This window comes from Leucobacter chromiireducens, from assembly GCF_003917135.1.
GTDB lineage: Bacteria > Actinomycetota > Actinomycetes > Actinomycetales > Microbacteriaceae > Leucobacter > Leucobacter chromiireducens_A.
Map to the genome: position 1 here is coordinate 60,977 of NZ_RPDI01000005.1, position 23,823 is coordinate 84,799.

The following is a 23,823-nucleotide window of genomic DNA, read 5'->3' on the forward strand; positions in this document are numbered from 1 at the left end:
GCTGGGAAGGGGCTACACTCGATGACGTTCCTGCAGATGGAGTGTGTGTTGGAAGTCATCGACGGCGTCGCCGTGCTCACCGGCCTCGGGGCACTGCTCTACCTGGGGTATGTGCTCCTGCGCCCGGACCGTAGCTGATGAACTGGTGGTTCGCCGCCGCGGCGTTCCTCACGCTCGCGCTCGTCCTCGCGGTCCTCTACCGGCCGCTCGGCGACTACATGGCGTGGGTGTTCACCTCCGAGCGGCACTGGCGCGTCGAGCGGGCCATCTACCGCCTGTCCGGCGTGGATCCGGATCGCCAGCAGTCGTGGCGCGGCTATCTCGGCGCGATCCTCGCGTTCTCGCTCGTCGGCTTCGTGCTCCTGTACCTCCTGCTGCGGACGCAGCAGCTGTTCCCGTACGCGCTCGGGATGGGGCCGATGAGCCCCGACCTCGCGTTCAACACGGTCGCCTCGTTCGTCGCCAACACGAACTGGCAGTCGTACTCGCCGGAGCAGACCGTCGGCTACACCGCGCAGGCGGTGGGCCTCACCGTGCAGAACTTCGTGTCGACCGCGGTCAGCATGGCGGTCGCCATCGCGTTGATCCGCGGCATCGCCTCACGCGGGGGCCGCAGCGGGCTCGGCAACTTCTGGGTCGATCTGGTGCGTGCGAACCTGCGGATCCTGCTACCGCTCTCCGTGATCGCCGCGGTGCTGCTGCTCGCTGGCGGGGTGATCCAGAACCTGTCGGGGTTCACCGAGGTCGAGACGGTCGCCGGTCTCACGCAGACCCTGCCGGGTGGTCCGGTCGCCTCGCAGGAGGCCATCAAGATGCTCGGCACCAACGGCGGCGGCTTCTTCAACGCGAACTCGGCGCACCCGTTCGAGAACCCGACGCCGCTCACGAACATGCTGCAGACGCTGCTGCTCCTGCTCATCCCGTTCACGATGCCGCGCACGGTGGGCACCATGGTGGGCGACCAGCGCGCGGGCTACGCGCTGCTCGCCACCATTGCCGTGCTGTTCGTGCTCGTGTACGTGCCGCTCACCGGCTTCGAGTTCGCGGGCGCCGGCACCGCGCCCGAGCTCGCTGGCGGCGCGCTCGAGGGCAAGGAACAGCGGTTCGGGATCGTGGGGTCGACGCTGTTCGCGACCGCGACGACGGGCACAACGGGTGGCGCCGTGAACTCGATGCACGGCTCGTACACCGCGTTCGGTGGCCTGATGCTGATGTTCGACATGATGCTCGGCGAGGTGGCGCCAGGCGGCGCGGGATCCGGCATCTACACGATGCTCGTGCTCATGGTGATCGCCGTGTTCCTCACGGCGCTCCTGCTCGGTCGCTCCCCCGTCTACCTCGGCAAGCGGCTCGGCACCAGGGAGATGCGGATCGTCAGCATCGCGATCCTCGTGATGCCGACGCTCGCGATCGGCGGGATCGCGGTGGGCTTCGCGATCCCATCCGTGCAGGCGGAGATCGTCGCGAGCATGGGCAACGAGGGGTCGCACGGCCTCTCGGAGGTGCTCTACGCGTTCGTCTCGGCCGCGATCAACAACGGCTCGGCGTTCGCCGGGCTGAGCGCGAACACGCCGCTCCTCAACGTCACGCTCGGCGTCGTGATCCTGCTCGGCCGGTTCATCCCCATCGTGCTGGTGCTCGCGCTCGCCGGCTCGTTCTCGCTCCAGGGCAAGGCGGAGAGCACGCTCGAGCTCCCGCTCCACCGCCCGCAGTTTGTCGGCCTGCTCGTTGGGCTCATCGTGTTCATCGCGGTGCCCATGTTCGTGCCGTACCTGCTGGCCGGCCCGTTCGCGGAAGGGTTCATGAGGTGATCGACTCACTGCTCGACCGGCTGCGCCTCGGCAGCGTGATCTCCCCGTCGGCGCTGCGCACCGTGCTCGTCGACGCGCTGCGGAAATTCGATCCGCGCTACCTCTGGCACAACCCGGTGCTGCTCATCACCGAGGCCGGCGCGGCGCTCACCACGCTGATCGCGATCGCGGAGCCCTTCGTTGGCGGTGCGCGGCCGTCCGGCGGCACGGTCCTCCCGCCCGGCTTCACCTGGGCGCTCGCCATCGGCTTCTGGGTGTGCCTCTTCACCGCGACGCTCGCCGAGTCGATCGCCGAGGGCCGCGGCCGCGCGGAGACCGCCTCGCTCCGGCAGGCGGCACGCAGCACCGTCGCGCGGCGCGTGGTCGGCTACGATCCCGCGCGGGATCGAGCGGCGCGCGGCGCCGAGCTCGAAGACGTCGACTCGCACGCCCTCCGCCCCGGCGACGTGGTCGTCGTCGAGGCCGGCGGCACCGTCCCCGCCGACGGTGAGGTGCTCTGGGGTGCCGCGGAGATCGACGAATCGGAGTACACGGGGCACGCCGGCCCCGTGGTGCGCGAGGCCGGCGGCGACCGCACGGCGGTGATCGGCGGCACCCGCGACCTCGGCGGCCGCGTGGTGGTGCGCATCACGGCGTCGGTCGAGGCGAGCGCGTTCGAGCGCACCGTGCAGCTCGCCAGCAAGTCGCGCAGGCAGAAAGCCCCAATCGAGGTGGCGTTCAGCGCGCTGCTCGCCTCGTTCTCGCTGTCGTTCGTGATCGTGGCGCTCACCCTCAACTCAGCGGTCTCGCCCGTCGCGCCTCCCGTCTCGATCCCGGTGCTCGTCGCGCTGGTGATCTGCCTGATCCCCACCGAGATCGCCGCGCTCATGTCGGTGACCGGCATCGCCGGGATGTCGCAGCTGCTCCGCCGCGGGGTGCTCGTCACCTCGGCGAAGTCGCTCGAAACCGCCGGCGACATCACCACCGTGCTGCTCGACAAGACCGGAACGGTGACGCAGGGCAACCGCAGCGCGGTCGCGTTCCTGCCCATCACGGGGGTCGATCCCGGCGAGTTCATGCGCCTCGCCGCGCTCGCCTCGAGCGGGGATCCGACGCCCGAGGGGGCCTCGATCGTGCGCCTGGCGCTGGCCGGCGGCGCGGAGCCCGTCGGCCCGGAGCCCGACGACGCGGAGCCCATCGGAACCCCGGTCGTCTTCACCGCCGCATCGCGGATCTCCGGGATCGACCTGCCGGACGGCACGAAGCTCCGCAAGGGCGCGACGAGCGCGGTGGCCGCGTGGCTGAAGCAGCAGGGCACCCAGCCGCCGCGCCACGTCCTCGCCGAGCTGCAGGCGAGCACGCACGCGATCGCGAGCTCCGGCGGCACGCCGCTGATCATCGGCGCGAAGCCGGCGAACGGGCCCGGCCGAGCGCTCGGCGTGATCGAGCTCCGCGACACGATCAAGGCGTCGGTGCCCACCCGCGTGCGGAAGCTCCGTGAGCTCGGCATCCGCACGGTGATGGTCACGGGCGACCACGAGCTGACCGCGCAGGCGATCAGCGCGGAGGCCGGCATCGACGAGTATGTCGGCAACTCGACGCCGGAGGACAAGCTCGCGGTGATCGTCCGCGAGCAGGAGGCCGGCCACCTCGTCGCCATGAGCGGCGACGGCGTGAACGACGCCCCGGCGCTCGCGCAGGCCGACATCGGGATCGCGATGAACACCGCGACCGCCGCGGCGAAGGCGTCGGCGAACATGATCATCCTCGACGACGATCCAGCGCACCTCGTCGACATCGTCGAGGTGGGGCGCCGCCAGATGGCCACGCGCGGGGCGCTCATGACGTTCAATCTCGCGAACGACCTGGTGCGCTACTTCACGCTGTTCCCCGCGCTCTTCGTCGGGGCGTTCCCCGGCCTCGCCGCGCTGAACGTGCTGCAGCTGCACTCCCCGGCGTCAGCGATCCTCTCCACGGTGATCTTCAGCAGCCTGGTGATGGTCATCCTCATCCCGCTCGCGCTCATCGGGGTGCCGTATCGCAGCACCGGACCGCGCGGGGACCTCGCCCGCAACCTCATCGTCAACGGACTGAGCGGCGTGCTCGTCCCGATCATCGGCATCAAGCTCATCGACCTGGTCGTGAGCCTGCTGCCCGGCTACTAGGGGGCGCCGTGACGCACACGATCTGGCGCAGGGCGGCCCCGCTGTGGACGGCGCTGCGCATCATGCTCATCCTCACGCTGCTGCTCGGCATCGGCTACCCGCTGCTCATGCTCGGTGTGGGGCAGGGCCTCTTCCCGCAGCAGGCGAACGGCTCGCTCCTGCACGCGGCCGACGGCCGGGTGGCCGGCTCCGCGCTCATCGGACAGCGCTTCACCGACGACGCGGGAGCGCCGCTCCCCGAGTACTTCCAGCCCCGACCCTCCGCGGCGGGCGACAGCTACGACGCGCTGGCGTCCGCCGGCTCGAACCTCGGCCCGGAGAGCGCGGAGCTCGCCGCGCAGATCACGGAGCGCCGGCGCGAGGTCGCCGCGTTCAACGGCGTGCCGGCCACCGCGGTTCCGAGCGACGCCGTCACCGCGTCGGGGTCGGGCCTCGACCCGCACATCAGCGCGGCGTACGCGGCTGTGCAGGCCACGCGCGTCGCCGCGGCAAGCGGGCTCGGCGCCGAGACGGTCGCCGCGTGCGTCGCCGCGGCGACGAGCCAGCGCGACGCCGGGTATCTCGGCGAGCCGCGCGTCAACGTGGTGCAGCTGAACCTCGCGCTCGACGTACTCGCACACTCGCCTGAGGGGCGACCATGCGCAGGGTAGCCCGAGCCGCGGGAGTTCCTGACAACATAGCTAGTGATGCCCATCACACAGAGAGGACGACGACCATGAGCGATTCCGCGCCCCTGGCCACCGACGCAGAGGTCAACGCACTCGCGGAGCACTACTACGGCACGCTGGGCGCGTGGGGGTACGCCGAGCCGCTGTCGCTCGACACTCGTGACACCGTGCTGCTGCTCGTCGATGTGCAGGAGCACCTGCGCAAGCCCGCGATCGTCGCCTCGCTGACGGCCACGGGGCTCTACCGGCCCGAGCTTGAGCCGGTGCTCGACGCGATGGAGGCGACGCTGGAGCGCGCGCTCGAGAACGTGAGCGCGGTGCTCGCGAAGTGCCGCGAGGTGGGGATCCGCCCCGTGCACGCCGGCATCCAGGCGCTCCTCGCCGACGCCGCCGACACCGGCGCGCTGCACCGCGCAGCCGGCATGCTCTACCCGCCGGGGTCCCCCGACTCGGAGTTCCTCGCGGCCGCGGCGCCGCTGCCCGGCGAGGCGGTGCTCACGAAGACCTGCTCCGGCGTGCACGTTGGCACCCACATCGACCAGCTGCTGCGCAACATGGGGGTACGGAACGTGCTCGTCGCCGGTTTCTACACCGACCAGTGCGTCAGCTCATCGGTGCGGGATCTCGCCGACCTCGGCTACCAGGTGAGCCTCGTCGAGGACGCCATGGGGGCGATGAGCCCGCAGCGCCACGCCCACGCCCTCGAGAGCATCAGGAAGCTGTACGCCAACTCCGAGACGACCGCCGAGCTGCTCGTCCGCCTCGAGGCGCTCGGCGAGGCGAACGCGCGGCGCGCGGAGCGCGGCGGCCGCCACCGGCACTAGCCGCGAGCCCGGGCGCGCCTCGCCCACCAAACTGCAGCGAGTCTGATCCGCTTCCGCGCCCCGATACCGGCGCGGACTCGATGCACCTCCCCGCGGTGGGCTAGTGGGTCACGATCGCCTTCGCGAGAATGATGATGATGCCAAACGACGCGGTCACGAGCGCGCCGCCGATGCGGGCAAGCGGCCGGGCGCCGAGCCGCACGTACGCGAGGTAGCCCAGCACGCCGAGCGCCGCAACGCAGACCCACATCGCGAGCCAGTTCGCTGCGCGATCGGGGAGCACGCCGAACACCCCGAGGAGCAGCGCCGCCGCGGGAAACACCGTCGCCGCGAGCATGCCGCGCGCCTCACGCGCCGCGTGCCCGACCGTGTGCCGCAGCTGCCGCGGAGCGCCGAGCTCGTCGGCCCGGCCGTGCCCGGCGACGATGCTCGAGTACACGTGCGCGAGCCAGAACACCGCGACCGTCACCGCGACGAAGAGCAGCACACGGAACGAGGTCGCACCCGCACTGCTCGCGGTCGCGATGAGGCCGGACACGAGGATCAGGCCATACACGCCCTGCTCGGTGGCGAGGTGCCTGGCGAACTCGATCGTGCCGTTCTGCGGTGTTGACATGGCGCCAGTCTATTGGGCTCGTGTCACCCGTCGACGCGGTGCCGGATCGCCTCGCGGCGCGAGCTGACGCCGAGCTTTCGGTAGATGGCGCGCTGGTGCGAGCGCACCGTGTTCACCGAGAGGTGCAGCGCCGCGGCGATCTCCTCGGCGGTGAGCCGCGTCGCGAGGTAGCCGAACACCTCGCGCTCGCGCCGCGACAGCGTGACCGCGGGGCCGCCTGCCAGATCGCCGGCCTGCGGCGCGGCGAGCAGCTCCGCGATGAACACCTCGTGCGCGCTCCCCCACGCCGCGTGCTGCCCCAGCAGCTCGCGCGTCGCCTCGACGGGGACGCGGAACGGGCGGCGAATCCGCTCGGGTGCCGCGCCGGTGAGCGCGCGCTCCAGCATGCGGTGGGCCACCTCGGTGCGCCCGCGCTGCCACGCGACCGTCGCGACGAGCACCTGCGACCAGGCGTGCACCGGCGGGATCAGTTCGGCACGCGCGATCCCGCGCAGCAGTTCCAGCGCGTCGTCTGGGCGGCCGAGCTGCACGGCGAGGTCGGCCCCGATCACGCGCGCGATCGGCACGCTGTCGAACTCCCCGAGCCGCGCGAGCTCGCGGAGCGCGCCTGGGCGATCGCCGAGCAGGACCCGCAGACTCGCCTGCGCGACGGCGAGGTAGGCCGGCCACGGCACGCCGTGGCGGTCGACGCGGCTCACGCTCATGAGCATCGCCTCGGCCTCCGGCACGAGCGCGCGCTCCCCCAGCCCGGCGACCGCGAGCGCGAAGTAGACGCGTCCGAGCGCCGCGTACGAGGCGTCGTGGCCGCCCTGCGCGTGAAGCTCTCTCGCGAGGCGGAGCACGTCGGTGAGCTCATCGCGCCAGTATGCGACGAGGATCGCCGCCATCGTGTCGATGCCGCCGTCGTAGACGCCCCACTCGGTGAGCGCCGCGCCGATCCGCGCGTTCCCCCCGGCGCCAAGCACCTGCTCGGCGGCCCCGAGCCGACCCCCGAACGCGAGCGCGAAGGCGAGGTTCGCGTTCGCGCGCCCCGCGAGCACCTCAGCGCCCGAGCGCCGGGCGAGCGCGCTCGAGGTGCGCAGCAGCTCGACCGCGCGCACCGGATCGCGGCGCAGCCGCAGCTCCGTCCAGCCGAGCAGGAACGCGCCGTGCGCGTACGTCGTTTGGCTCAGCTCCGCGTGCTCGAGCACCGCGCTCACCTCGTCGGCTGCGGCGCGCACGGTCTCGGGGCCCTCCGCGAGGAAGAGCCGCGCGAAGGCGCGCGTCGGCGCGGCCGTCGCGCGCTCGGCGGCGCTCAGTCGCTCCCATCGGGTGTCCGCGTACCCCGCGAGCCGCACGGCGCCGGCGCGGTCACCCTCGACGTCGAGGCACGCGGCGCGGATCCACAGCATCGAGACGTGCTCGCTCCACGGTTCAGGGAGCCGCCCGCAGCGCTCCGCCAGCACGGACGCGGAGCCGCCGATGATGAGCTGCAGCCAGCGCGACTCGATGATCTCGGCGGCCCGGTCGGGGCGCTCCGCGGCGAGCGCGTGGCGCGCGGCCTCCGCGGGGTAGACGTCGGCGAGGAGGCTCGCGGCGACGAGCTGGCAGCGCGCGGCCTCGGCCGGGTCGGTGCGGCGGAGCACGCCGCGGCAGAGCCGGGCGAAGAGTGCGTGCCAGCGGTAGATCACCGGGTCGTCGTCGCGCTGATACGCGTCGAGGAAGAGGCCGAGCGCGCGGCACTCCTCGAGGAGCACGTGCGCGTCGGTGCGCCCGCTGAGCGCGTTCGCCAGCGTGACCGTGAAGCGCTCGCAGGTCGCGGCGCGCAGCACGAAGTCGCGGAGTTCCTGGCGCAGCGCCGCGAGCACGCGACGCTCAACATAGCTGGCGAGCAGGCCGTCCGAGGCCTCGGGCTGCGGTGCGTGCTCGCCCGGCTGGAGGCTCTGCTGCTGCAGCGCGAAGCCGAGCGCGACCGGCCAGCCCCCGGTGTCCTCCCAGCGCTGCGCGAACGCATCGGCGTCTGGCGAGGCCCCGTCAGCACGAGCCGCGTCGGCGAGCTGGTTTGCCTCCGCCGCGGAGAACGCGAGGGTGTCCCGAGTGATGGCGGCGGCGCGGCCGGTCGCGAGCTCCTCCGCGAAGAGTTCGCGCACGCTGTGCGCGCCGGCGAGGATCATGCGGAGCCTGCCGCCTGCGCCGAGCAGCAGGGTGCGGAGCACCTCGGTGCATGCCCCGGCGCGCAGGTGCTGCGCGTCGTCGACGATCAGCGTGGTGGGGGCCGCGGCGTCAGCGACCGCCGCGAGGATCGCGCGCTGGACGAGCGCGAGGTCGGCGTTCCCTGCCGGGCCGGGGGCGCGCGGCGTCGTGGTGGGGGTCGCGCCAGTGGTGCTCTGCATCACTGCAGCGAGCACGCCGGTCAGCAGGGCGCCCGGGGCTCCCTCGTCCCCGGTGAGCGCGAGCCACGCCTTCGGCCCCGATCCGGCGGTCTGCGCCCAGGCGCTGAGCGCGGTGGTCTTGCCGTAGCCGGCTGGCGCCTCGACGATCGTGAGCTCCTGCGCGGCGACGCACGCGTCGAGCGCCGCGGAGATTCGGGGTCGTTCGAGCACGCCGCGTCGCGGCCGCGGCGGCGCCGTGAGAAACCACGGTGCGACCAGCTCTGCAGATGCAGGAATTGCCCCCATGCGCTGCATCCTAGCAACGTCGGTGCCAGGGCTCAGCGCATGGGGGCTGCTCCGCGCGGAACTAGTTGCAGCTGAGCGCCTCGTCGAGCTGCGCCTGGGTGGCCTCGAGCTCGCCAAGCTGCGGCTGCAGCGAGCGCACCGCTTCCGGGATCGTGAGCTCGGGGTCGACGTTCTCGACCGCCGCGGTGAACTCGTCGACCGCGTCCTGCACCGCGGCGACGCGGTCCGCCGCGACCGTGTCGAGCGACTCGGCGAGCTGCTTCGCGCTCTCCTGCACCTGGTCGCGTGCGTCGGTGATCTCACCGATCGTCGAGTCGGTGCTGAGGCTGCTCTTCGCCTCGGCGACCGTTGCCGAGAACGCGTCGAAGGCGGTGCACGCCGACGCCTCGTTCGCTGCGGGGTCGGCGCTGCAGCCGGTCAGCAGCGCCACGCCGGCGCCGAGGACGAGGGCGGAGGAAATGAGGGAGCGGGGTGTGCGCATGCTGGTGGTCTTTCTCTCGAAGCTGGAGCGTCTCACGCCGATCCTCGGCCACCGGGACGTCGCCTGGCGAGCCGCGCACCGCAACGCACCGGGAAATTCACCCGTGACGGATGAGGTTCGCGCGCGCCGCCTCCTCACCCTCACCAACCGGGGATGAATTCGGCCGCGGGGGCTCGCCGCCTGGCCGCCCGTCCGGAAGAGTCGGCAGCGTGAATACTCCGGACGCAGACGCACGTTCCCGGTTCCGCCGCGCGCTCCGCAGCTATCGCGGGCGCTTCGGCTCGCGCCGGACCGTGCGGAGCGACCTCACCGCAGGCCTCATCGCCGGCGTGGAGAGCGTGCCGGACGGCCTGGCCGCAGGGCTGCTCGCCGGCGTGAATCCGCTCCACGGCCTCTACGGCTATCTCTTCGGCACGCTGGGCGGCGCGCTCGCCACCGGCTCGGTGTTCATGAGCGTGCAGGCCACGGGCGCCATGGCCGTGATCATCTCGGACGTGCCCGAGACGCAGTCGGGTCCCGGCGCTGGCGCCGCGCTCACCACGCTCGCGCTCCTCACCGGCGTGATCATGCTGGCGCTCGGGCTCGCCGGAGCCGGCAAACTCGTGCGCTTCATCCCCACCGCCGTGCTCGTCGGCTTCATCAACGCGGTCGCGGTGAACATCATCCTCGGCCAGCTCGAAACCGTCACCGGCTACGCGGCCGAGGGGGCGAACCGCGTGGTGCAGGCGGTCGACACGCTGCTCAACGTCGCGAACTTCAACTGGCGTGCGGTGCTCATCGGCGTGGTGACCGTCGTGCTCATCATCCTGTTGGAGCGCACGCGCATCGGCCCGCTCGGCATGGTGGCCGCGATCATCGTCGGCTCGGCGCTCGCCGCGATCCTGCCAGGGCCGCGCGTCGAGCTGGTCTCCGACGTCGCCCAGATCCCCGCGGCGCTGCCCGGGCTCACCCCACCGGATCTCGGGGTGGTCGGCGCACTCATCGTGCCGGCGGTGTCGCTCGCGCTCGTCGGCCTCGTGCAGGGCGCCGCGATCAGCGGGTCGATCCCGAACCCCGGCGGCAAACTCCCCGATCCGTCCGCAGATTTTCGCGGGCAGGGCATCGCGAACCTCGCGGCGGGCCTCTTCCACGGCATGCCGGTCGGCGGCTCGATGTCGGGCACCGCGATGGTGCGCGCGGCCGGGGCACGCAGCGCGCTCGCGAACCTTGTCGCCGCCCTCGTGATGCTCGTCACGATCGTCGCGTTCGCGCCGGCGATCGGCACGATCGCGATGCCGGCCCTCGCCGGCCTGCTGATCCTCGTCGGCGCGCGCACCATGAAGCCGGCCGAGCTGCGCTTCGTCTGGCGCACCGGGCCGGTGCAGGCCGCCGTGCTGAGCGTCACCTTCGTGCTGACACTGCTCATCCCCCTGCAGTACGCGGTGCTCGCCGGGGTGGGGCTCGCGGTGGTGCTCCACGTGTCCAGGCAGTCGAGCCGCGTCAGGGTGCGCGCCTGGCGCTTCGCCGCGCACGCCATGCTCCCCCGCGAGGGTGCGCCGCCGCGCGTGCTCCCGCCGGACGAGACCGTGGTGCTCGTGATCTACGGCAGCGTGTTCTTCGCCGCCGCGCCCGTGCTCGCGGAGCAGCTCCCAGCGGTGGCCGAGACGAGCCGCGGTAGCGCCGTCGTCCTCCGACTGCGCGGCACCGACGAGTTCGGCAGCACGTTCATCCGGGTCATCGAGCGATACGCCAGCGAGCTGCACGCCGCCGGCGGGACGCTCATCCTGTGCGGGATCGGCCCGCGCGCCGAAGCTCAGCTGCGCAGCACTGGGCTCCAAGAGCTCCTCGGGGCGGACCACGTCTTCACCGCAACGGAGCAGATCGGCGACTCGCTTGAGCAGGCGCTTCGCGCCGCGGCGCGGTGGCGTGCGGCCCGCCCGGATCCGGACCAGCGTCCCGGGCTCACCAACCACTGATGAATTCCGCGCGCCCGCGCCCCGATTCCGCCGCGGTTCGCGCGTCATGCGAGGAGGATCGACGAGACGGTCGCACGTTTTTTGCGGCCGCGAGGTCCGCTGCGCCGCGCAGCGATTCTGCAAGGAGTCAGCATCATGGAGTTTTGGTCGTCAATCTGGAACGTCATCAGCGTGTTCTTCTGGGCGTTTGTGTTCATCGCGTCGATCTACGCGCTCGTGGCCATCGCGACCGATCTCTTCCGCGACAAGGAGCTGCCCGGCTGGGGGAAGGCGATCTGGCTCGTCTGCCTCGTCTTCCTGCCCCTCATCACGGTGCTCGTCTACCTGATCGCGCGCGGCGACGGGATGGCGCGCCGTGCCGCGAAGGAGGGCGCTGAGGCGCAGCAGGCCGCTGAGGACTACATTCGCTCGGTCGCCGCACCGACCCCTGCGGCCGACATCGCGCAGGCGAAGCAGCTGCTCGACGCCGGCACGATCACCGCGGACGAGTTCGCGCAGCTGAAGCAGCGCGCGCTGCAGGGCTAGTCGCCGTGCTGCAGATCCTCGGCGACACTCTCCCGCTCGCCGTCGGCGTCGCGGTGAGTCCCGTCCCGATCATCGCGACGATCCTCATGCTGCTCTCGCCGCGCGCCGGCGGCACGAGCCTCGGGTTCCTCGCCGGCTGGGTGCTCGGGATCGCGGTCGCGCTGACCGTGTTCATCGTGCTGAGCAGCCTCATCGAGGGCGGGAACGCCGACGGACCACGCCCCATCGCCGCGATCGCGAAGCTCGGGATCGGCGCGCTGCTGATCCTGCTCGCCCTCCGGCAGTGGCGCTCGCGCCCCGCGGCCGGCGAGACCGCCGAACTCCCCAAGTGGATGTCGGCGATCGACACGATGACCCCGCTGCGCGCGGCCGGCCTCGGGGCCGCGCTCGCCGCGGCGAACCCGAAGAACCTGCTGCTCGCAGCGTCCGCCGGGATCAGCATCGGCGCGAGCGCGTCGCTCGCAACGACGATCGGCACCGCCGTGATCTTCGTGGTGCTCGCCGCAGCGTCGGTCGCGGCTCCCGTGATCGCCTACCTCGCCGCCCCGGCGCGGCTCGCCGACTGGCTTGCCGCGCTGAAGGAGTGGCTGGTGTCGCACAACGCGACGATCATGGCGGTGCTGCTGCTCGTCATCGGCGTCGCGGTGCTCGGCAAGGGCCTCGCTACGTTCTAGCCACCGCGGCGGCGTCCGGGTCCTCGATGAGCGGCACCCGGACGTCGCTGCCGTGCTCCTCCGTGAGGCGTGCGCCCACCTGCACCACCGTCGCACGCTCGACGAAGCCGCCGGCGAAGAGCGCCTGACCCTGCGTGAAGCTCTGCGCGCGTGCAACGAGCTCATCCGGCGCGTAGCCGAACACCTCGCTCAGCTCGGCGAGATCCCGCGGCGCGTTGACGCGCATGAGGCCGAGGTTGTCGCACTGCGAGAGCACGTTTGGGTGGATCTTCGTCGGCCGCTGCGTCGACAGGAACAGCCACAGCCCGAACTTTCGGCCCTCCGCCGCGATCTGGATCAGCTGCTCCGTGAGCGCGCGCTCCACCGCGGTGCCGGGGTTCGGCTGACACAGGTTGTGCGCCTCGTCGATCACGATCAGCATGGGCTGCCGGGATTCGCGCTGCGCCCACAGCGACTCGAGCACCGCGAGCGCCGCGACCTTCCCCTCGTCCGGGTGCGTGCCCCCGCCGATGTCGAGCACGGTGGCGCGCGGCCGCTCGGCGAGGTCGTCGAGCACCGAGCCGCTGCCGCGCGACCAGAGCGGCCAGTCGAGCACCTGCAGGTTCTCCATGCGGTACGCGAGCCGCGCTGCCATGGGGTCGCCCGAGGCGCGCAGCCGGGTGATGAGCTCCGCGGTGTCGAACTTCGCCGGCTCACCCTCAAGGTGCAACAGGATGTTGTACTCCTCGGCGTCCCGGATCGGGTCGAGCCGCAGCACCGCGGCCTTCGTCGCGGCCGACAGATCGACGTAGCGCACGTGGAGGGCCTCCGCGCCGGCGGCCCCCGTGCGGAACACCCGGATATCCGCGCCCTCGATCGCCGCGCGCTCGGGCGCCGGCGTCTCGGCGCGTGCGCGGTTGAAGCGCACGAAGTCGGCGTTCGGGTCGAGGATCAGCATCGGGAGCCTGGTCGAGAGCAGCAGCTGCTCCAGCACCACGCCGAGCGCGTAGGTCTTCCCGCTGCCGCTCTGCCCGCACCAGAACGTGTGCCGGTTGAAGCGGCGCGGGTCGAGCCCCACCGCCTTTCCGTCGGCAACCGCGGTCCCAATCGACAACCCATCCATGGCGTTCCCCTTCCGTGCGGCCGCTCCCGGCCGCCACCAGCGTGTCAGCCCGCGCACCCCGCCGCGGGCAGTGCTCTCAGAATTCACCAGTGGCTGATGATGCGCAAGAGCGGCGAACCGCGGAGACTCGAGGAGTGGGGCCTCGGGGTGGGGGCCCCACTCCCCACCCCGCGATCCGTAAAGGAGCCACGCGCATGTCAGCAGAGCAGGAATCATCGGCGCAGTCGTACCTGTACGCGTTCCCCCTCGTGTTCAACCTCGACCAGGTTGCGCGCTACGTCTCGACCGGGATCGGGGCGAACCCTGCAGCGCCGTGGAACACGTTCAGCCACGCGCGCACGCTGGCCGGGCCGGCTGACACGTTCGTGACCATCAACAACGACACGGTCTACTCGATGGCGCAGCTCGACCTGAGCGTCGGCCCGATCCTGCTCGAGGTGCCCGAGACCGGCGGACGCTACTACGTGCTCCAGTTCGTGAGCGCGTGGACCGACAACTTCGCGTACATCGGGCACCGCGCCACCGGCTCGGGCCCGGGCCGTTTCCTGCTCGTCCCAGCCGATTGGGAGGGCACTGCGCCCGAGGGCGCGACCGTCGTGCGCGTGCCCACCCGCGTCGCATCGATCGTTGGGCGCTGGGCCGTGTCGGACGAGGCCGATCTGCCGGCCGTGCACGCCCTCCAGGACGCGACCACGCTCACGCCGCTCGAGCCGGGCGGCAGCCCGCGCGGGCTCCCCGAGGTCGCAGCTTTCCCCAGCGAGGCGGAAACGTTCTGGGCTAAGTTCCAGGCCTGGAGCACCGAGTTCCCGCCCGCGCCGCGCGACGCCGAACTGCAGCAGCAGGCGCTCGCGCTGAGCTCGCGCGTCGGCAGCGAGGAGCACCGTGCGGCGCTCACCGCCGAGACCGAAGCCGCAGCCGAGGTGCTCGCCGAGGTGCTCCGCAGCGGCGGCGGCAACGCGCTCATCAACGGCTGGAACATCACCTACCACTCCTTCGACTACAACCTCGACTACTTCGAGGTGGGCGTGCGCGCCGAACCGCGCTTCATGATCACCGATCCCGCGCGCCGCATCGTCCAGCGCGCGGGCGCGGCGCTCGGCGGCCTGTGGGGCAACCAGGCGTTCGAGGCGGCATACGTCGCCACCTACGTCGACGCCGACGGCGAGCCGCTGAGCGGTGAGCACGAGTACGCGCTTCGACTCGCCCCAACGCCGCCCGTCGGCGCGTTCTGGTCGCTGACCATGTACGACGTCCCGAATTCCTTCCTCGTCGCGAACTCCGCGGAGCGCTACTCGATCGGCGACCGGACGCCAGGGCTCGTGTTCGAGGACGACGGAGCCCTCGTGATCACGATCTCCGCGAGCGAACCGAGCGATCCGAAGCGCCGGGCGAACTGGCTGCCCGCGCCGGCCGGCCGATTCCGGCCGGTGCTGCGGATGTACGAGCCCGCCGAGGCCGTCCTCGACGGCAGCTACGAGATCCCGGCGATCGAGCGCGTCGCCGCCGGCGCGTAGGCCATGGGACGCCGAGCGCCGAGGGCGCCCGAGGCGCTGGGCGACTCCGTGCTGGGCGCGGGGGCGAGCGCGAGCGCGCTCGACCGGAGGGTGCGCGAGCTCGAGGCGGAGAACGCCGCACTCCGCGCTGGGCGCGGCGGCGCGGGCGGGCGTGCGCGGCGCGGGATCCTGCGCAGCGTGCTCGCCGGCGTTGCGCTGACGCTCGCGGTGCTGCTCGCCCCGCTCGCGGTGCTCGCCTCGTGGGTGCGCGTCGAACTCGTCGACACCGATCGTTTCGTCGCGACCGTCGCTCCCCTCGCGGAGGATCCGGCGGTGCAGCAGTTCCTCAGCGACCGGGTGATGGTGGCGGTCGATCAGCAGGTCGACTTCGACGCGATCGTCGGCTCGCTCGCGACCGGGCTGGCGAGCCTGGATCTCCCGCCCGAGGCGAGCGCCGCCGTCACGATGCTCCGCGCCCCTGCCGCGGCCGGGATGCGATCCGTCGTTGCGTCGACCGTTGAGGAGACGATCGCCTCCGACGCGTTCGCCGGCGTCTGGCAGCTGGCGCTCACGAACACGCACCGCGCGGCCGTCTCCCTCTTCCAGGGCACCCCGAACGGCGCGCTGACCCTCGACGGCGACACGGGCACGCTCGCGATCGACGCCGGCGTCATCGTCGCCGAGGTGAAGGATCGGCTCGCGGACCGCGGCTTCGATCTCGCCGCCATGATCCCGGACGTGACGGCCTCGATCCCGATCACCACCACGGAGGGTCTCGTCACCGCGAGGCTGGGCTACGAGCTCGCGGTGGCGGTTGGCCTGTGGCTGCCGTGGCTGGTGCTCGGCCTCCTCATCGCCGGGGTCGCGCTTGCCCGCCGCCGCACTCGGGCGCTCGCGCGCGCCGGCTTCGGCCTCACGCTGGCGTTCCTCGCGCTGATCGGGGTGATCAGCCTGGGCGCCGCGATCTTCGAGCGGGCCGTCAGCCCCGCGGTGATGCCGGGGGCGGCGGCCGCGGCGCTCACGACGCAGCTCACCGAGGCGCTGCGCGCCGGAACCGCCGCGCTCGCCTTCGCGTCCGCGCTGGTGTGGCTGGCCGCGCTGCTGCTCGGCCCGTCGCGTGGCGCGGTCGCGCTGCGGGGCGCACTGACGGCTGGCTTCGCGCGGCTGCGGGCGGCGTACACCGCGCGCGGGTTCAGTACGGGCGCGCTTGGCACGATGATCGAGCGGTTCCGCTCGGCGCTCGCCCTCGCGATCGCGGTGGGCGGCGCGCTGATCATCTTCCTCGCCCGCCCGGTGAGCGGCCCGACGATTGCGTGGACCGCGCTCGGTGTGCTGGCCGCCCTCGCGCTGCTGGAGCTGCTGCGTCGCCCGGCACCTGACGAGCGCTGACCGCCTGCTCACACCGTCCTCGCTCTGCTCCCACCGTCCTCGCTCTGCTCCCACCGTCCTCGCTCATTTAGTTGGGGTTTGATCCGGTTCTCGGCCCGGGAACCGGATCAGACTCGCTGCGATTCCTGGGGACGGCGGAGGCCCGGCCCGGCGGGCCCCGGCGCCTGGTGCCCCCGGACCTTTCTCGCAGATAGTGAGGGTTTGCTCCGGTTTTCCGCCCGGGAACCGGACCAAACCCCCAGCAACTCCTGGGGACGGCGGAAGCCCGGCCCGGCTGGCCGGCCCGGCTGGCCCATCCGGCCCTGCAACGGACCGGGCTGCGCCCGGCGCCCGGCTCCCCTGGACTCTTTCTCGCAGATAGTAAGGGTTTGCTCCGGTTCTCCGACCGCAAACCGGAGCAAACCCTCACTAAATGAGGGGTGGCTGGTGGTGGGGTGGGCGGCGGACGACCGGGCCGACCCTCAGCACCAGCTCGGCGACGCACCGATCACCGAGCGGATCTGCTCACCGGTGTCCGCGCGGAGCAGCACCGTGGTGGTGCGCGTCCAGCCCGGCCGCACAGCGCGCCCATCGGACTCCGCGCCAGCGGCGATCACCTCGACCGCGAGCACCCGACCGTTCGGCGCAGCGCACACCGCCCCGATCCGGCTCCCCGGCGCGGCCGGGGTGAAGATCGGCTCGGCGGCACCATCACGCGTGCGCACCAGCGTGCCACCGTCCGCCGACGGGGCGACCTCGGCGTCCCCGATCACCACGCCGGCCGCCGGATCACGGAGCAGCGCGGCCTCCGCGGCGCCGGGCGCCAACGCCTCGGCCGCCCCACCGAGCAGCGGGTCAGCCAGCCAGAGCCCGCCACCCATCGCCCGGACCACCACGGCGCTCGTGCCGGGGATGAAGCGCCACTCGTCCACGCGCAGCGAAGCGCCGTCCGCGCCGGTGACCACGACCGGTGCGGCGAAATCCCCGCTCGCGTCGAACAGCAGCAGGGTCCGGTCGGCGTGCGCCGCGCCGAGCGGAGTCCCGCTCGCCACCACCCCGGCGGCGAGCACCGCCGGCTCGGCCCGGAGCTGCTCCAGCACGATCGGCCCGTCGGTGATCACGTCACTCGCCTCCCCGCCCGCGAGCTGGCCGACCCGGAGTGCCGCGCGGCCAGACCCGGTCTCGGCGATCACGAGCACCCGGTCGGGGAGCACCGCGAACTCCTGGATCCGCGGAGCGGGCGTGAGCTCCGCGACCGCGCCGTCGGCGACGACCCCCGTGCTGAGCAGTCGATCGCCGCGCGCATCCCGCACGAGCGTGACGACGCGCGTGTCGGGCGCGCGGACCACCGCCTCGACGGTGCTCGCCGCCCCGGTCGCCGCGCTCCGCACGTCCACGGCGATCCGGAGCGTGCTGCCGTAGTCGAGCCGCGCGCCGAGGGTGAGGGTGAGCTCCGATCCTGCGCTCGTCACCGCGACCGGCAGCGCGGGATCGCTGCGCACCGACTCCGCGCCCACCGCCGCGACGGCCTGGCTGAGGCGGAGCACCACGCGCGCGCCGTCCTGCTCGGTGAGCGCGACCGGTCGCGTGTCGACGGCGACGAGCCTGGGCGGCTGGAGCACGTTCACCGCGGCAAGCGCTCCGACGAGCACGGCGAGCACGGTGATGAGTGCGGCGGTGCGCGCGCGGAACCGGCGCAGCCGCGGGGTGCCTGAACTAGCCGACATAGGGATCCTCCGGCTCGTCCGCTGGGGTGAGCGTCTCGGGAAGCAGCACGGACACCCACCCGCTCGCCGTGCTCGGGTTCGGCGCGAAGGTGCCCCGGGCTTCGAGCCAGTCGCCGGCGCGGAAGCGATCCTGCCAGCCCGGCGCGTAGACGGGCACCCCGACGGCTTGCGCGTCGACGGCGCAGCAGGTGATCGCGAGGCGCGTGACGACGAGCACGTTCGCCGGGTCGTCGCGGTCCGGCGCTGCGAAGCCAAGCAGCTCGGCGCGTCGGCCGTCCACGGCTGCGGCGTGTGGGTGCCGCGTCAGCACGGACCACTCGCGCACGGTGAGCTCGGCGTCGGCGCGGCCGGCGAGCGCCGCCACCTCGCGGTCGGCCGCGCGGTCGCTGCCCGGCTCAGCTGCGCGGGCTGGCAGCGCGTGCTGGGCGGCGCGCTCCGCGCTCAGCGGAGCTGCGGGAAGGAGCAGCACCGCGACCGCGAGCGCCGCACCCGCCACACCGGTGACGCGCGCGACGGTCGAGCCGGCCCGCGGGCGCCCGTGATCGTGATCGTGATCGTGATAGGGATCCTGGCCGTGCCGCGCTGCGCGCCCCCGCGCGGCCGTCACCGCGCAGCCCGCGACGAGGAGCACCGCCGCGATCCCGCCCATCAGAATCGTGAACCAGGCCGAGCGCGGATGGATGTACCACGCGAGTCGATCGTCCGCCGCGAGCGACAGCGTCGCCGCGATCCCGCACGCGAGCAGCACGATGCCCGGCCGCCTGCGCTCACGCAACAAGGTTCATCCCCCAGGCGATCGCGGCGACGCAGAGCGCGGTGAGGAGCGCGAGCTGCGCCACCGCCCGCCGGGTGAAGGTCGTGCGCATGAGCACGATCATCTTCACGTCCATCAGCGCGCCGAACAGGAGAAACGCGACCACGCTTCCCGGCAGGAACGCCGCGCTCACCGAGAGGATGAAGAACGCGTCGACCGTCGCGCACAGCGAGATGATCGCGGCGAGCGCGAGCAGCGCGATCACCGACCAGAGCGGATCCGCGCCGAGCGCGAGCAGCACCCCGCGCGGAACGCCGACCTGGATCGCGCCGGCGAGCACCGAGCCGAGGGCGAGCGCTGGCATCAGTGCCGACGTCTCGGCGAGGAACGCTGCCGCGCTCCGCGCGAACCGGCCGCCCGCATCCCCGGCGGGGTGCGCGCAGCTCGCGCGGAACTCGGGCGTGAGGAGGGAGTCGGGGCGCGGGTGCGTGCTCAGCCACCAGCCGAGCAGGTTCGCGATCGCGAAGCCGCCGAGCACGCGCGCCCAGAGGATCTCGGAGTCCCAGCCGAACGCGTGCGCGGTGGTGAGGATGGTCACGGGGTTCACGATCGGGGCGGCGAGCAGGAACGTGACCGCCTCCGCCGGGCTCGAGCCGCGCTGCAGCAGGCCGCGCGCGAGCGGGACGTTGCCGCACTCGCAGACGGGCAGCACGATCCCGCACAGGGAGAGCACGAGGCGGCGCAGCGCCGGTCGGCTCGGCAGCGCGCGCTCGAGCGCGCCGCTCGGCAGCCAGATCTGCACGCCGATCGAGATCAGCGTGCCGAGCACCACGAACGGCAGGGATTCGAGGAACACGGCGAGCGTGAGCGTGACGAGGTCCTGCGCGGCGGCCGGGAGGCGCGCGGAGAGCGCGGCGAACCCGCCGGAATCCCCGGTGCCCGCGCCGCCCGCCTGCGGCAGCGCGCGCAGTCCGACGGCCGCCGCGAGGGCGAGCGCCGCGGCCACGGCTGCGAGCCACGCGGCCCGCCGCTGGGGCGGGGCCGCGGTGATCCCGCTCACCGGGTGACCAGCTGGGGCTCGTCCGAGACCACGCGGCCGGCGTCGAGGCGGATCACCCGGTGCGCGACGGCGAGGTCGTCGGGGTCGTGGCTGACCGCGCACACGGTCGCCCCGCCCGCGACGAGGCCAGTGAGGATCTCGCGTGTGCGCGCCCGGCTCTCGGCGTCGAGGCCGGCGGCCGCCTCGTCGAGCAGCAGGATCGACGCACCGCGCGCGAGGCCCTGCGCGAGGAGCGCGCGCTGGCGCTGGCCGCCGGAGAGCTCGTGCAGGGAGCGCCCGGCAAGGGGGGTCAGGCCAACGGCGTCGATGGCCTCGGCGACCGCCAGGCGGCGGGCGGCGGCCCGTGCGCGACGCCCTCCGGCGCCGAGCCCGCCGGCGCTGAGCCGCGCGGCGCCGAGCTGCGCGGCACCGATCCCGCCGGCGCCGATCCGCACGGTGTCCGCGACGGTAAGCGGGAGCGTCGCCGGCACGGCGGGTCGCTGCACGACGAGGGCGACCGGGGAGGCGCGGATCACGCGGCCCGCGCTCGGTCGGAGCGCGCCAGCAAGGATCTCGATCAGCGTCGACTTGCCCGCCCCGTTCGGGCCGGTGATCAGGGTAAAGGTGCCGGGATCGACGGACACATCAACGCCGTGCAGCACGGCGGTTCGGCCATACACAGCGTGGATCCCGATCGCCCGGATCGCGGAGTGAGAGGTCATGCCCCCAAAACTACCATGTTGAGAATGATTCTCGATATCTGTATGGTCGTGTCTCATGCACTGGATCCTCACCGCGCTCGGCACCGAGTTTTTCGTCCGCGCGCTCGCCGGCGGCGCGCTCGTCGCGGTCATCTGCGGGGTCGTCGGCACGTGGGTGGTGATCCGCGGCATGGCGTTCCTCGGGGAGGCCGTCGGCCACGGAATGCTGCCCGGCGTCGCGCTCGCCACGGTGCTCGGCCTGCCGCCCATGCTCGGCGGCACCGTCTCCGCCGCGCTCATGAGCACGCTCGTCGGCGCGCTCCAGCGGCGCGGCCGACTCTCCTACGACACGAGCATCGGGCTCCTGTTCGTCGCGATGCTCGCGCTCGGGATCATCATCGTGTCGCACTCCGGCAGCTTCGCCACCGACGCCACCGCGCTCCTCTTCGGCGACGTGCTCGCGATCACGGCAGCCGAGCTGATCGCGCTCGGGATCGCCGCGGCCATCACCCTCGGGATCGCCGCCGCCGGGCACCGCGCCTTCGTCGCGCTCGCGTTCGACCCACGCATCGCGCGCACCCTCGGCGTCCGCACCGGGCTCGCCTCCGCCGGGCTCACCGCGCTCGTCACGCTCGCGGTGATCGCCTCAGCGCAGGCGGTCGGCACGCTCCTCGTGGTCGCGCTCCTCCTCGGCCCGGCCGTCGCCGCGCTGCCGTGGAGCACCAGGATCCCGCACCGCATGCTGCTGGCCGCGGCGTTCGGGATCGCGGCCGTGGCGCTCGGGCTCGCCGTGTCCTGGCTGCACGCCACCGCTGCCGGGGCAACGATCGCCGCCGCCGCGGTCGCGCTCGCCGCCCTCTCGCACCTCGCACGCGCCGCGGGCTCCTCCTTCGCGCGCGCCGCACTCCCCCGCACACACGCACCCGCTCACCTGGAAAGTCACGCATGACACGCATCACCACACCCCACGCACGCACCGCGCTCGCCGTCGGCTCGCTCGCGCTCGGCGCACTCACGCTCCTCGGCTGCGCCGCGCCGGCAGAGCACGCTGCGCACGCTGGGCAGGCCGCGCACGCAGCAACCGACGGGGGCGATTCGGCTGCATCGACCCCGTCGACCGAGTCAGGGCACGGCGCGGTCGCCGGCGCCGCGGAGGTCGCCGAGCCGCAGCTGCACCTCGTCACGCTCGATTCGAGCGGCGCGGTCGGCCTCCTCGACCTCCTGTCCGGCACCGAGTCGCGGCTCGGCACGGTCGCCTCCCCCGACCGCGTTGCGAGCGATGGACGGTACGTCTTCGCCGCGAACAGCAGCGGGATCGAGGTGATCGACAGCGCCGCCTGGACCTGGGATCACGGCGATCACTTCCACTACTACCGCGGCACCCCGAGGATCCTCGGCGAGGTCACCGGATCCGGCATCGCGCAGGTGGTCGGCGGCCCGCTCGCGACGGCGGGCGGCACCGGGGTGTTCTTCCCGGACTCCGGCGAGGCGGTGCTGCTCGACAACGCGGCGCTCGCGGACGGCTCGCCGGATGAGCGATTCCGCGTGCGCGGTACCCCGCACGCCGGTTTCCTCGCACCGCTCGGCGACGGCGCGATCGTCACCGAGGCCGATGCGAGCGGCAGGGTCACCCGCCTGCGCGTCCTCGCGGCGGACGGCAGCCCGAGCGAGATCACGGCCCCGTGCCGGGACGCCTCCGGCGCGGTCACGACGCGCGTCGGCGCGGTCTTCACCTGCGCCGACGGCGCGGTGCTCGGCACGCTTGACGCCGGTTCCGACGCAGACTCCCCAGCCGCCGTGACGCTCGAGCGCATCCCACTCCCCGCGGCGGCGCCCGGCACCGGCCAGGCGGCACCGACCACCCTCGCGGGCAGGAAGGGACGCCCGACCGTCGCAGGGGTGGGCGCGGATCAGGGTTTCTGGCGGCTCGATACCCGTGATCGCAGCTGGCGCTGGACCCCGAGCGACGCGCCGCTCGTGCACGCGGTCGCCGTGGACGACGAAGCCGATCACGTCGTCACGCTCGACACCGCTGGCCGTGTGCGCGTCTACGCGGGAGACCGCGAGATCGGGGCATCGGAGCCGCTCCTTTCCGCGGCCGAGCTGGCCGCCGACGCGCGCGATGCACTCACGCTCACGGTCGACGCGCAGCGCGCGTACCTCGCGTCCCCGAGCTCCGGCACGGTGTTCGAGATCGACTTCGCGGACCGCGCGCGGATCGCCCGCGAGCTGCACCCGGCGGTCGCCCCGGCGTTCTTCGCGGAGACGGGCCGGTGAGGCGCCGCGCCACCCGTCGCGCTGCGGGATTCACGCTCACGGTCGTTGCGCTCTGCGCGACCGCGGCGCTCGCGCTCTCCGCTTGCGCGGCCGGGCCCCCGGACGGGGCAGCCGCGCCGGGTGAGGCGCGCGGCGATGCGCCGAGCATCGTGGTCACGACGAACATCCTCGCCGACGTCGTGCAGCAGCTCGTCGGTGACGCGGCAACGGTCACCGCGCTCATGCGGCCCGGCGCTGATCCCCATTCGTTTGAGATCTCAGCGCAGGAGGCGGTGGCACTCGACCGCGCCGACCTCGTCGTGTCGAACGGACTCGGGCTCGAAGAGGGCCTGCAGCAGCATCTCGACCGCGTGGCCGCGGCCGGCGGCGCGCTGTTCGTCGCGGGCGAGCACATCACCCCGCTCGGCGACGCAGCCGAGTCGGCAACCCCGGACCCGCACTTCTGGACCGATCCCGCGCGCATGATCGAGGTCGTCGACGCGCTCGGCGCCGAACTTGCCGGCGGCGAGATCCCGGGCATCGACACGGCCGCGCGCGCCGAGATCGCGGGGCACGCCGCTGACTACGCCGCGCAGCTGCGGGAGCTGGACGCCGAGATGGCGGCCCGGTTCGCCGCGATCCCCGCCGGCGAGCGCACCCTCGTCACGAACCACCACGTCTTCGCGTACCTCGCGGAGCGCTACGACTTCACGGTGCTCGGCACCGCGATCCCCGGCGGCACGACGCTGGCGGCGCCAAGCGCCTCCGACCTCCGCGGGCTCGTCGACGCGATCACCACCGCGCGCGTGCCAACGATCTTCGCCGAGTCCTCCTCTCCGGATCGCCTCATGCGCGTCCTCGCCGACGAGGCCGGCCTCGACGTGCGCGTCGTTGAGCTCTTCACCGAGTCGCTGTCCGCGCCGGGCGAGGGCGCGGCGAGCTACACCGAGATGCTGACCACCAACACCGAACGGATCGCGTCGGGACTCACGCGATCCGAGCACTGACCCGGCCAGTTCCGGCCACCC

At 73.0% G+C, this 23,823-nt stretch carries 22 protein-coding genes; 14 read left to right on the forward strand and 8 right to left on the reverse strand.

All coding sequences use genetic code 11. From position 1 onward, the window contains the following. Nucleotides 1–21: 21 nt before the first annotated feature. From EGM46_RS03740 to EGM46_RS03760, 5 genes are all read left to right on the forward strand, one after another. Nucleotides 22–138, forward strand: coding sequence for a potassium-transporting ATPase subunit F (locus EGM46_RS03740; protein WP_206427485.1), 117 nt, complete (start codon nucleotides 22–24; stop codon nucleotides 136–138). Continuing rightward, nucleotides 138–1,811: a potassium-transporting ATPase subunit KdpA gene (gene kdpA, locus EGM46_RS03745; RefSeq protein WP_125098831.1), complete on the forward strand. Its 1,674-nt coding sequence runs from the start codon at nucleotides 138–140 to the stop codon at nucleotides 1,809–1,811. Before EGM46_RS03740 ends, kdpA begins: the two co-directional genes overlap by 1 nt. After that, on the forward strand, nucleotides 1,808–3,955 hold the full coding sequence (gene kdpB / locus EGM46_RS03750; protein WP_125098832.1) for a potassium-transporting ATPase subunit KdpB: 2,148 nt from the start codon (nucleotides 1,808–1,810) through the stop codon (nucleotides 3,953–3,955). Before kdpA ends, kdpB begins: the two co-directional genes overlap by 4 nt. Before the next feature lie 8 nt (nucleotides 3,956–3,963). Further along, nucleotides 3,964–4,605, forward strand: coding sequence for a potassium-transporting ATPase subunit KdpC (kdpC, locus tag EGM46_RS03755; RefSeq protein ID WP_277425208.1), 642 nt, complete (start codon nucleotides 3,964–3,966; stop codon nucleotides 4,603–4,605). A 65-nt stretch (nucleotides 4,606–4,670) separates the two neighbouring features. Continuing rightward, entirely contained in the window at nucleotides 4,671–5,447 is a 777-nt protein-coding gene (locus tag EGM46_RS03760) for a cysteine hydrolase family protein (RefSeq protein WP_125098833.1), read from the forward strand. A gap of 100 nt (nucleotides 5,448–5,547) precedes the next feature. Here the strand turns inward: EGM46_RS03760 and EGM46_RS03765 are convergent, their stop codons facing one another. From EGM46_RS03765 to EGM46_RS03775, 3 genes are all read right to left on the reverse strand, one after another. After that, nucleotides 5,548–6,063: a hypothetical protein gene (locus EGM46_RS03765; RefSeq protein ID WP_125098834.1), complete on the reverse strand. Its 516-nt coding sequence runs from the start codon at nucleotides 6,061–6,063 to the stop codon at nucleotides 5,548–5,550. Nucleotides 6,064–6,086: 23 nt separating this feature from the next. Continuing rightward, on the reverse strand, nucleotides 6,087–8,720 hold the full coding sequence (locus EGM46_RS03770) for a LuxR C-terminal-related transcriptional regulator (protein ID WP_164512803.1): 2,634 nt from the start codon (nucleotides 8,718–8,720) through the stop codon (nucleotides 6,087–6,089). Between the two features lie 61 nt (nucleotides 8,721–8,781). Next, the gene (locus EGM46_RS03775; protein ID WP_125098836.1) at nucleotides 8,782–9,201 is read right to left on the reverse strand and encodes a hypothetical protein; all 420 of its coding nucleotides are present in this window, start codon (nucleotides 9,199–9,201) and stop codon (nucleotides 8,782–8,784) included. Here EGM46_RS03775 and EGM46_RS14675 point away from each other — a divergent pair. From EGM46_RS14675 to EGM46_RS03790, 4 genes are all read left to right on the forward strand, one after another. Beyond that, nucleotides 9,200–9,358: a hypothetical protein gene (locus EGM46_RS14675; protein WP_164512801.1), complete on the forward strand. Its 159-nt coding sequence runs from the start codon at nucleotides 9,200–9,202 to the stop codon at nucleotides 9,356–9,358. The genes EGM46_RS03775 and EGM46_RS14675 overlap by 2 nt on opposite strands. 52 nt (nucleotides 9,359–9,410) lie before the next feature. Then, nucleotides 9,411–11,156 carry a SulP family inorganic anion transporter gene (locus tag EGM46_RS03780; protein ID WP_241156162.1) on the forward strand — a complete coding sequence of 582 codons (1,746 nt, stop codon included), beginning with the start codon at nucleotides 9,411–9,413 and terminating at the stop codon, nucleotides 11,154–11,156. A 135-nt stretch (nucleotides 11,157–11,291) separates the two neighbouring features. Further along, nucleotides 11,292–11,681: an SHOCT domain-containing protein gene (locus tag EGM46_RS03785; protein ID WP_125098838.1), complete on the forward strand. Its 390-nt coding sequence runs from the start codon at nucleotides 11,292–11,294 to the stop codon at nucleotides 11,679–11,681. A gap of 5 nt (nucleotides 11,682–11,686) precedes the next feature. Continuing rightward, nucleotides 11,687–12,355: a GAP family protein gene (locus EGM46_RS03790; RefSeq protein WP_125098839.1), complete on the forward strand. Its 669-nt coding sequence runs from the start codon at nucleotides 11,687–11,689 to the stop codon at nucleotides 12,353–12,355. Here the strand turns inward: EGM46_RS03790 and EGM46_RS03795 are convergent. Continuing rightward, nucleotides 12,345–13,457 carry an ATP-binding protein gene (locus EGM46_RS03795; RefSeq protein ID WP_125098840.1) on the reverse strand — a complete coding sequence of 371 codons (1,113 nt, stop codon included), beginning with the start codon at nucleotides 13,455–13,457 and terminating at the stop codon, nucleotides 12,345–12,347. The genes EGM46_RS03790 and EGM46_RS03795 overlap by 11 nt on opposite strands. Before the next feature lie 194 nt (nucleotides 13,458–13,651). Here EGM46_RS03795 and EGM46_RS03800 point away from each other — a divergent pair, with 194 nt between their 5' ends. Then, entirely contained in the window at nucleotides 13,652–14,971 is a 1,320-nt protein-coding gene (locus EGM46_RS03800; protein ID WP_125098841.1) for a DUF1254 domain-containing protein, read from the forward strand. A gap of 3 nt (nucleotides 14,972–14,974) precedes the next feature. Then, nucleotides 14,975–16,339: a hypothetical protein gene (locus tag EGM46_RS03805; RefSeq protein WP_125098842.1), complete on the forward strand. Its 1,365-nt coding sequence runs from the start codon at nucleotides 14,975–14,977 to the stop codon at nucleotides 16,337–16,339. A 461-nt stretch (nucleotides 16,340–16,800) separates the two neighbouring features. On the opposite strand, the gene EGM46_RS03810 is transcribed toward EGM46_RS03805, so the two are convergent. Genes EGM46_RS03810 through EGM46_RS03825 form a run of 4 tightly spaced genes read right to left on the reverse strand, consistent with a single transcriptional unit; the run spans nucleotide 16,801 to nucleotide 20,560 of the window. Then, a complete protein-coding gene (locus tag EGM46_RS03810) occupies nucleotides 16,801–18,045 on the reverse strand; it encodes a hypothetical protein (RefSeq protein WP_125098843.1) in 1,245 nt (414 codons plus the stop codon). Continuing rightward, nucleotides 18,035–18,823, reverse strand: coding sequence for a TIGR03943 family putative permease subunit (locus EGM46_RS03815; protein ID WP_125098844.1), 789 nt, complete (start codon nucleotides 18,821–18,823; stop codon nucleotides 18,035–18,037). Before EGM46_RS03815 ends, EGM46_RS03810 begins: the two co-directional genes overlap by 11 nt. Beyond that, entirely contained in the window at nucleotides 18,813–19,859 is a 1,047-nt protein-coding gene (locus tag EGM46_RS03820) for a permease (RefSeq protein ID WP_241156163.1), read from the reverse strand. Before EGM46_RS03820 ends, EGM46_RS03815 begins: the two co-directional genes overlap by 11 nt. Beyond that, nucleotides 19,856–20,560 carry a metal ABC transporter ATP-binding protein gene (locus tag EGM46_RS03825; RefSeq protein WP_206427486.1) on the reverse strand — a complete coding sequence of 235 codons (705 nt, stop codon included), beginning with the start codon at nucleotides 20,558–20,560 and terminating at the stop codon, nucleotides 19,856–19,858. The genes EGM46_RS03820 and EGM46_RS03825 overlap by 4 nt, the downstream gene beginning before the upstream one ends. Before the next feature lie 55 nt (nucleotides 20,561–20,615). Between EGM46_RS03825 and aztB the strand changes: the two genes are divergently transcribed. Genes aztB through EGM46_RS03840 form a run of 3 tightly spaced genes read left to right on the forward strand, consistent with a single transcriptional unit; the run spans nucleotide 20,616 to nucleotide 23,802 of the window. Beyond that, complete coding sequence (gene aztB, locus EGM46_RS03830; protein ID WP_125098846.1) at nucleotides 20,616–21,488, forward strand: zinc ABC transporter permease AztB; 873 nt, start codon at nucleotides 20,616–20,618, stop codon at nucleotides 21,486–21,488. Then, on the forward strand, nucleotides 21,485–22,816 hold the full coding sequence (locus EGM46_RS03835) for an ABC transporter (protein WP_125098847.1): 1,332 nt from the start codon (nucleotides 21,485–21,487) through the stop codon (nucleotides 22,814–22,816). Before aztB ends, EGM46_RS03835 begins: the two co-directional genes overlap by 4 nt. Continuing rightward, nucleotides 22,813–23,802: a metal ABC transporter substrate-binding protein gene (locus EGM46_RS03840; protein ID WP_125098848.1), complete on the forward strand. Its 990-nt coding sequence runs from the start codon at nucleotides 22,813–22,815 to the stop codon at nucleotides 23,800–23,802. Before EGM46_RS03835 ends, EGM46_RS03840 begins: the two co-directional genes overlap by 4 nt. Nucleotides 23,803–23,823 lie beyond the last annotated feature (21 nt).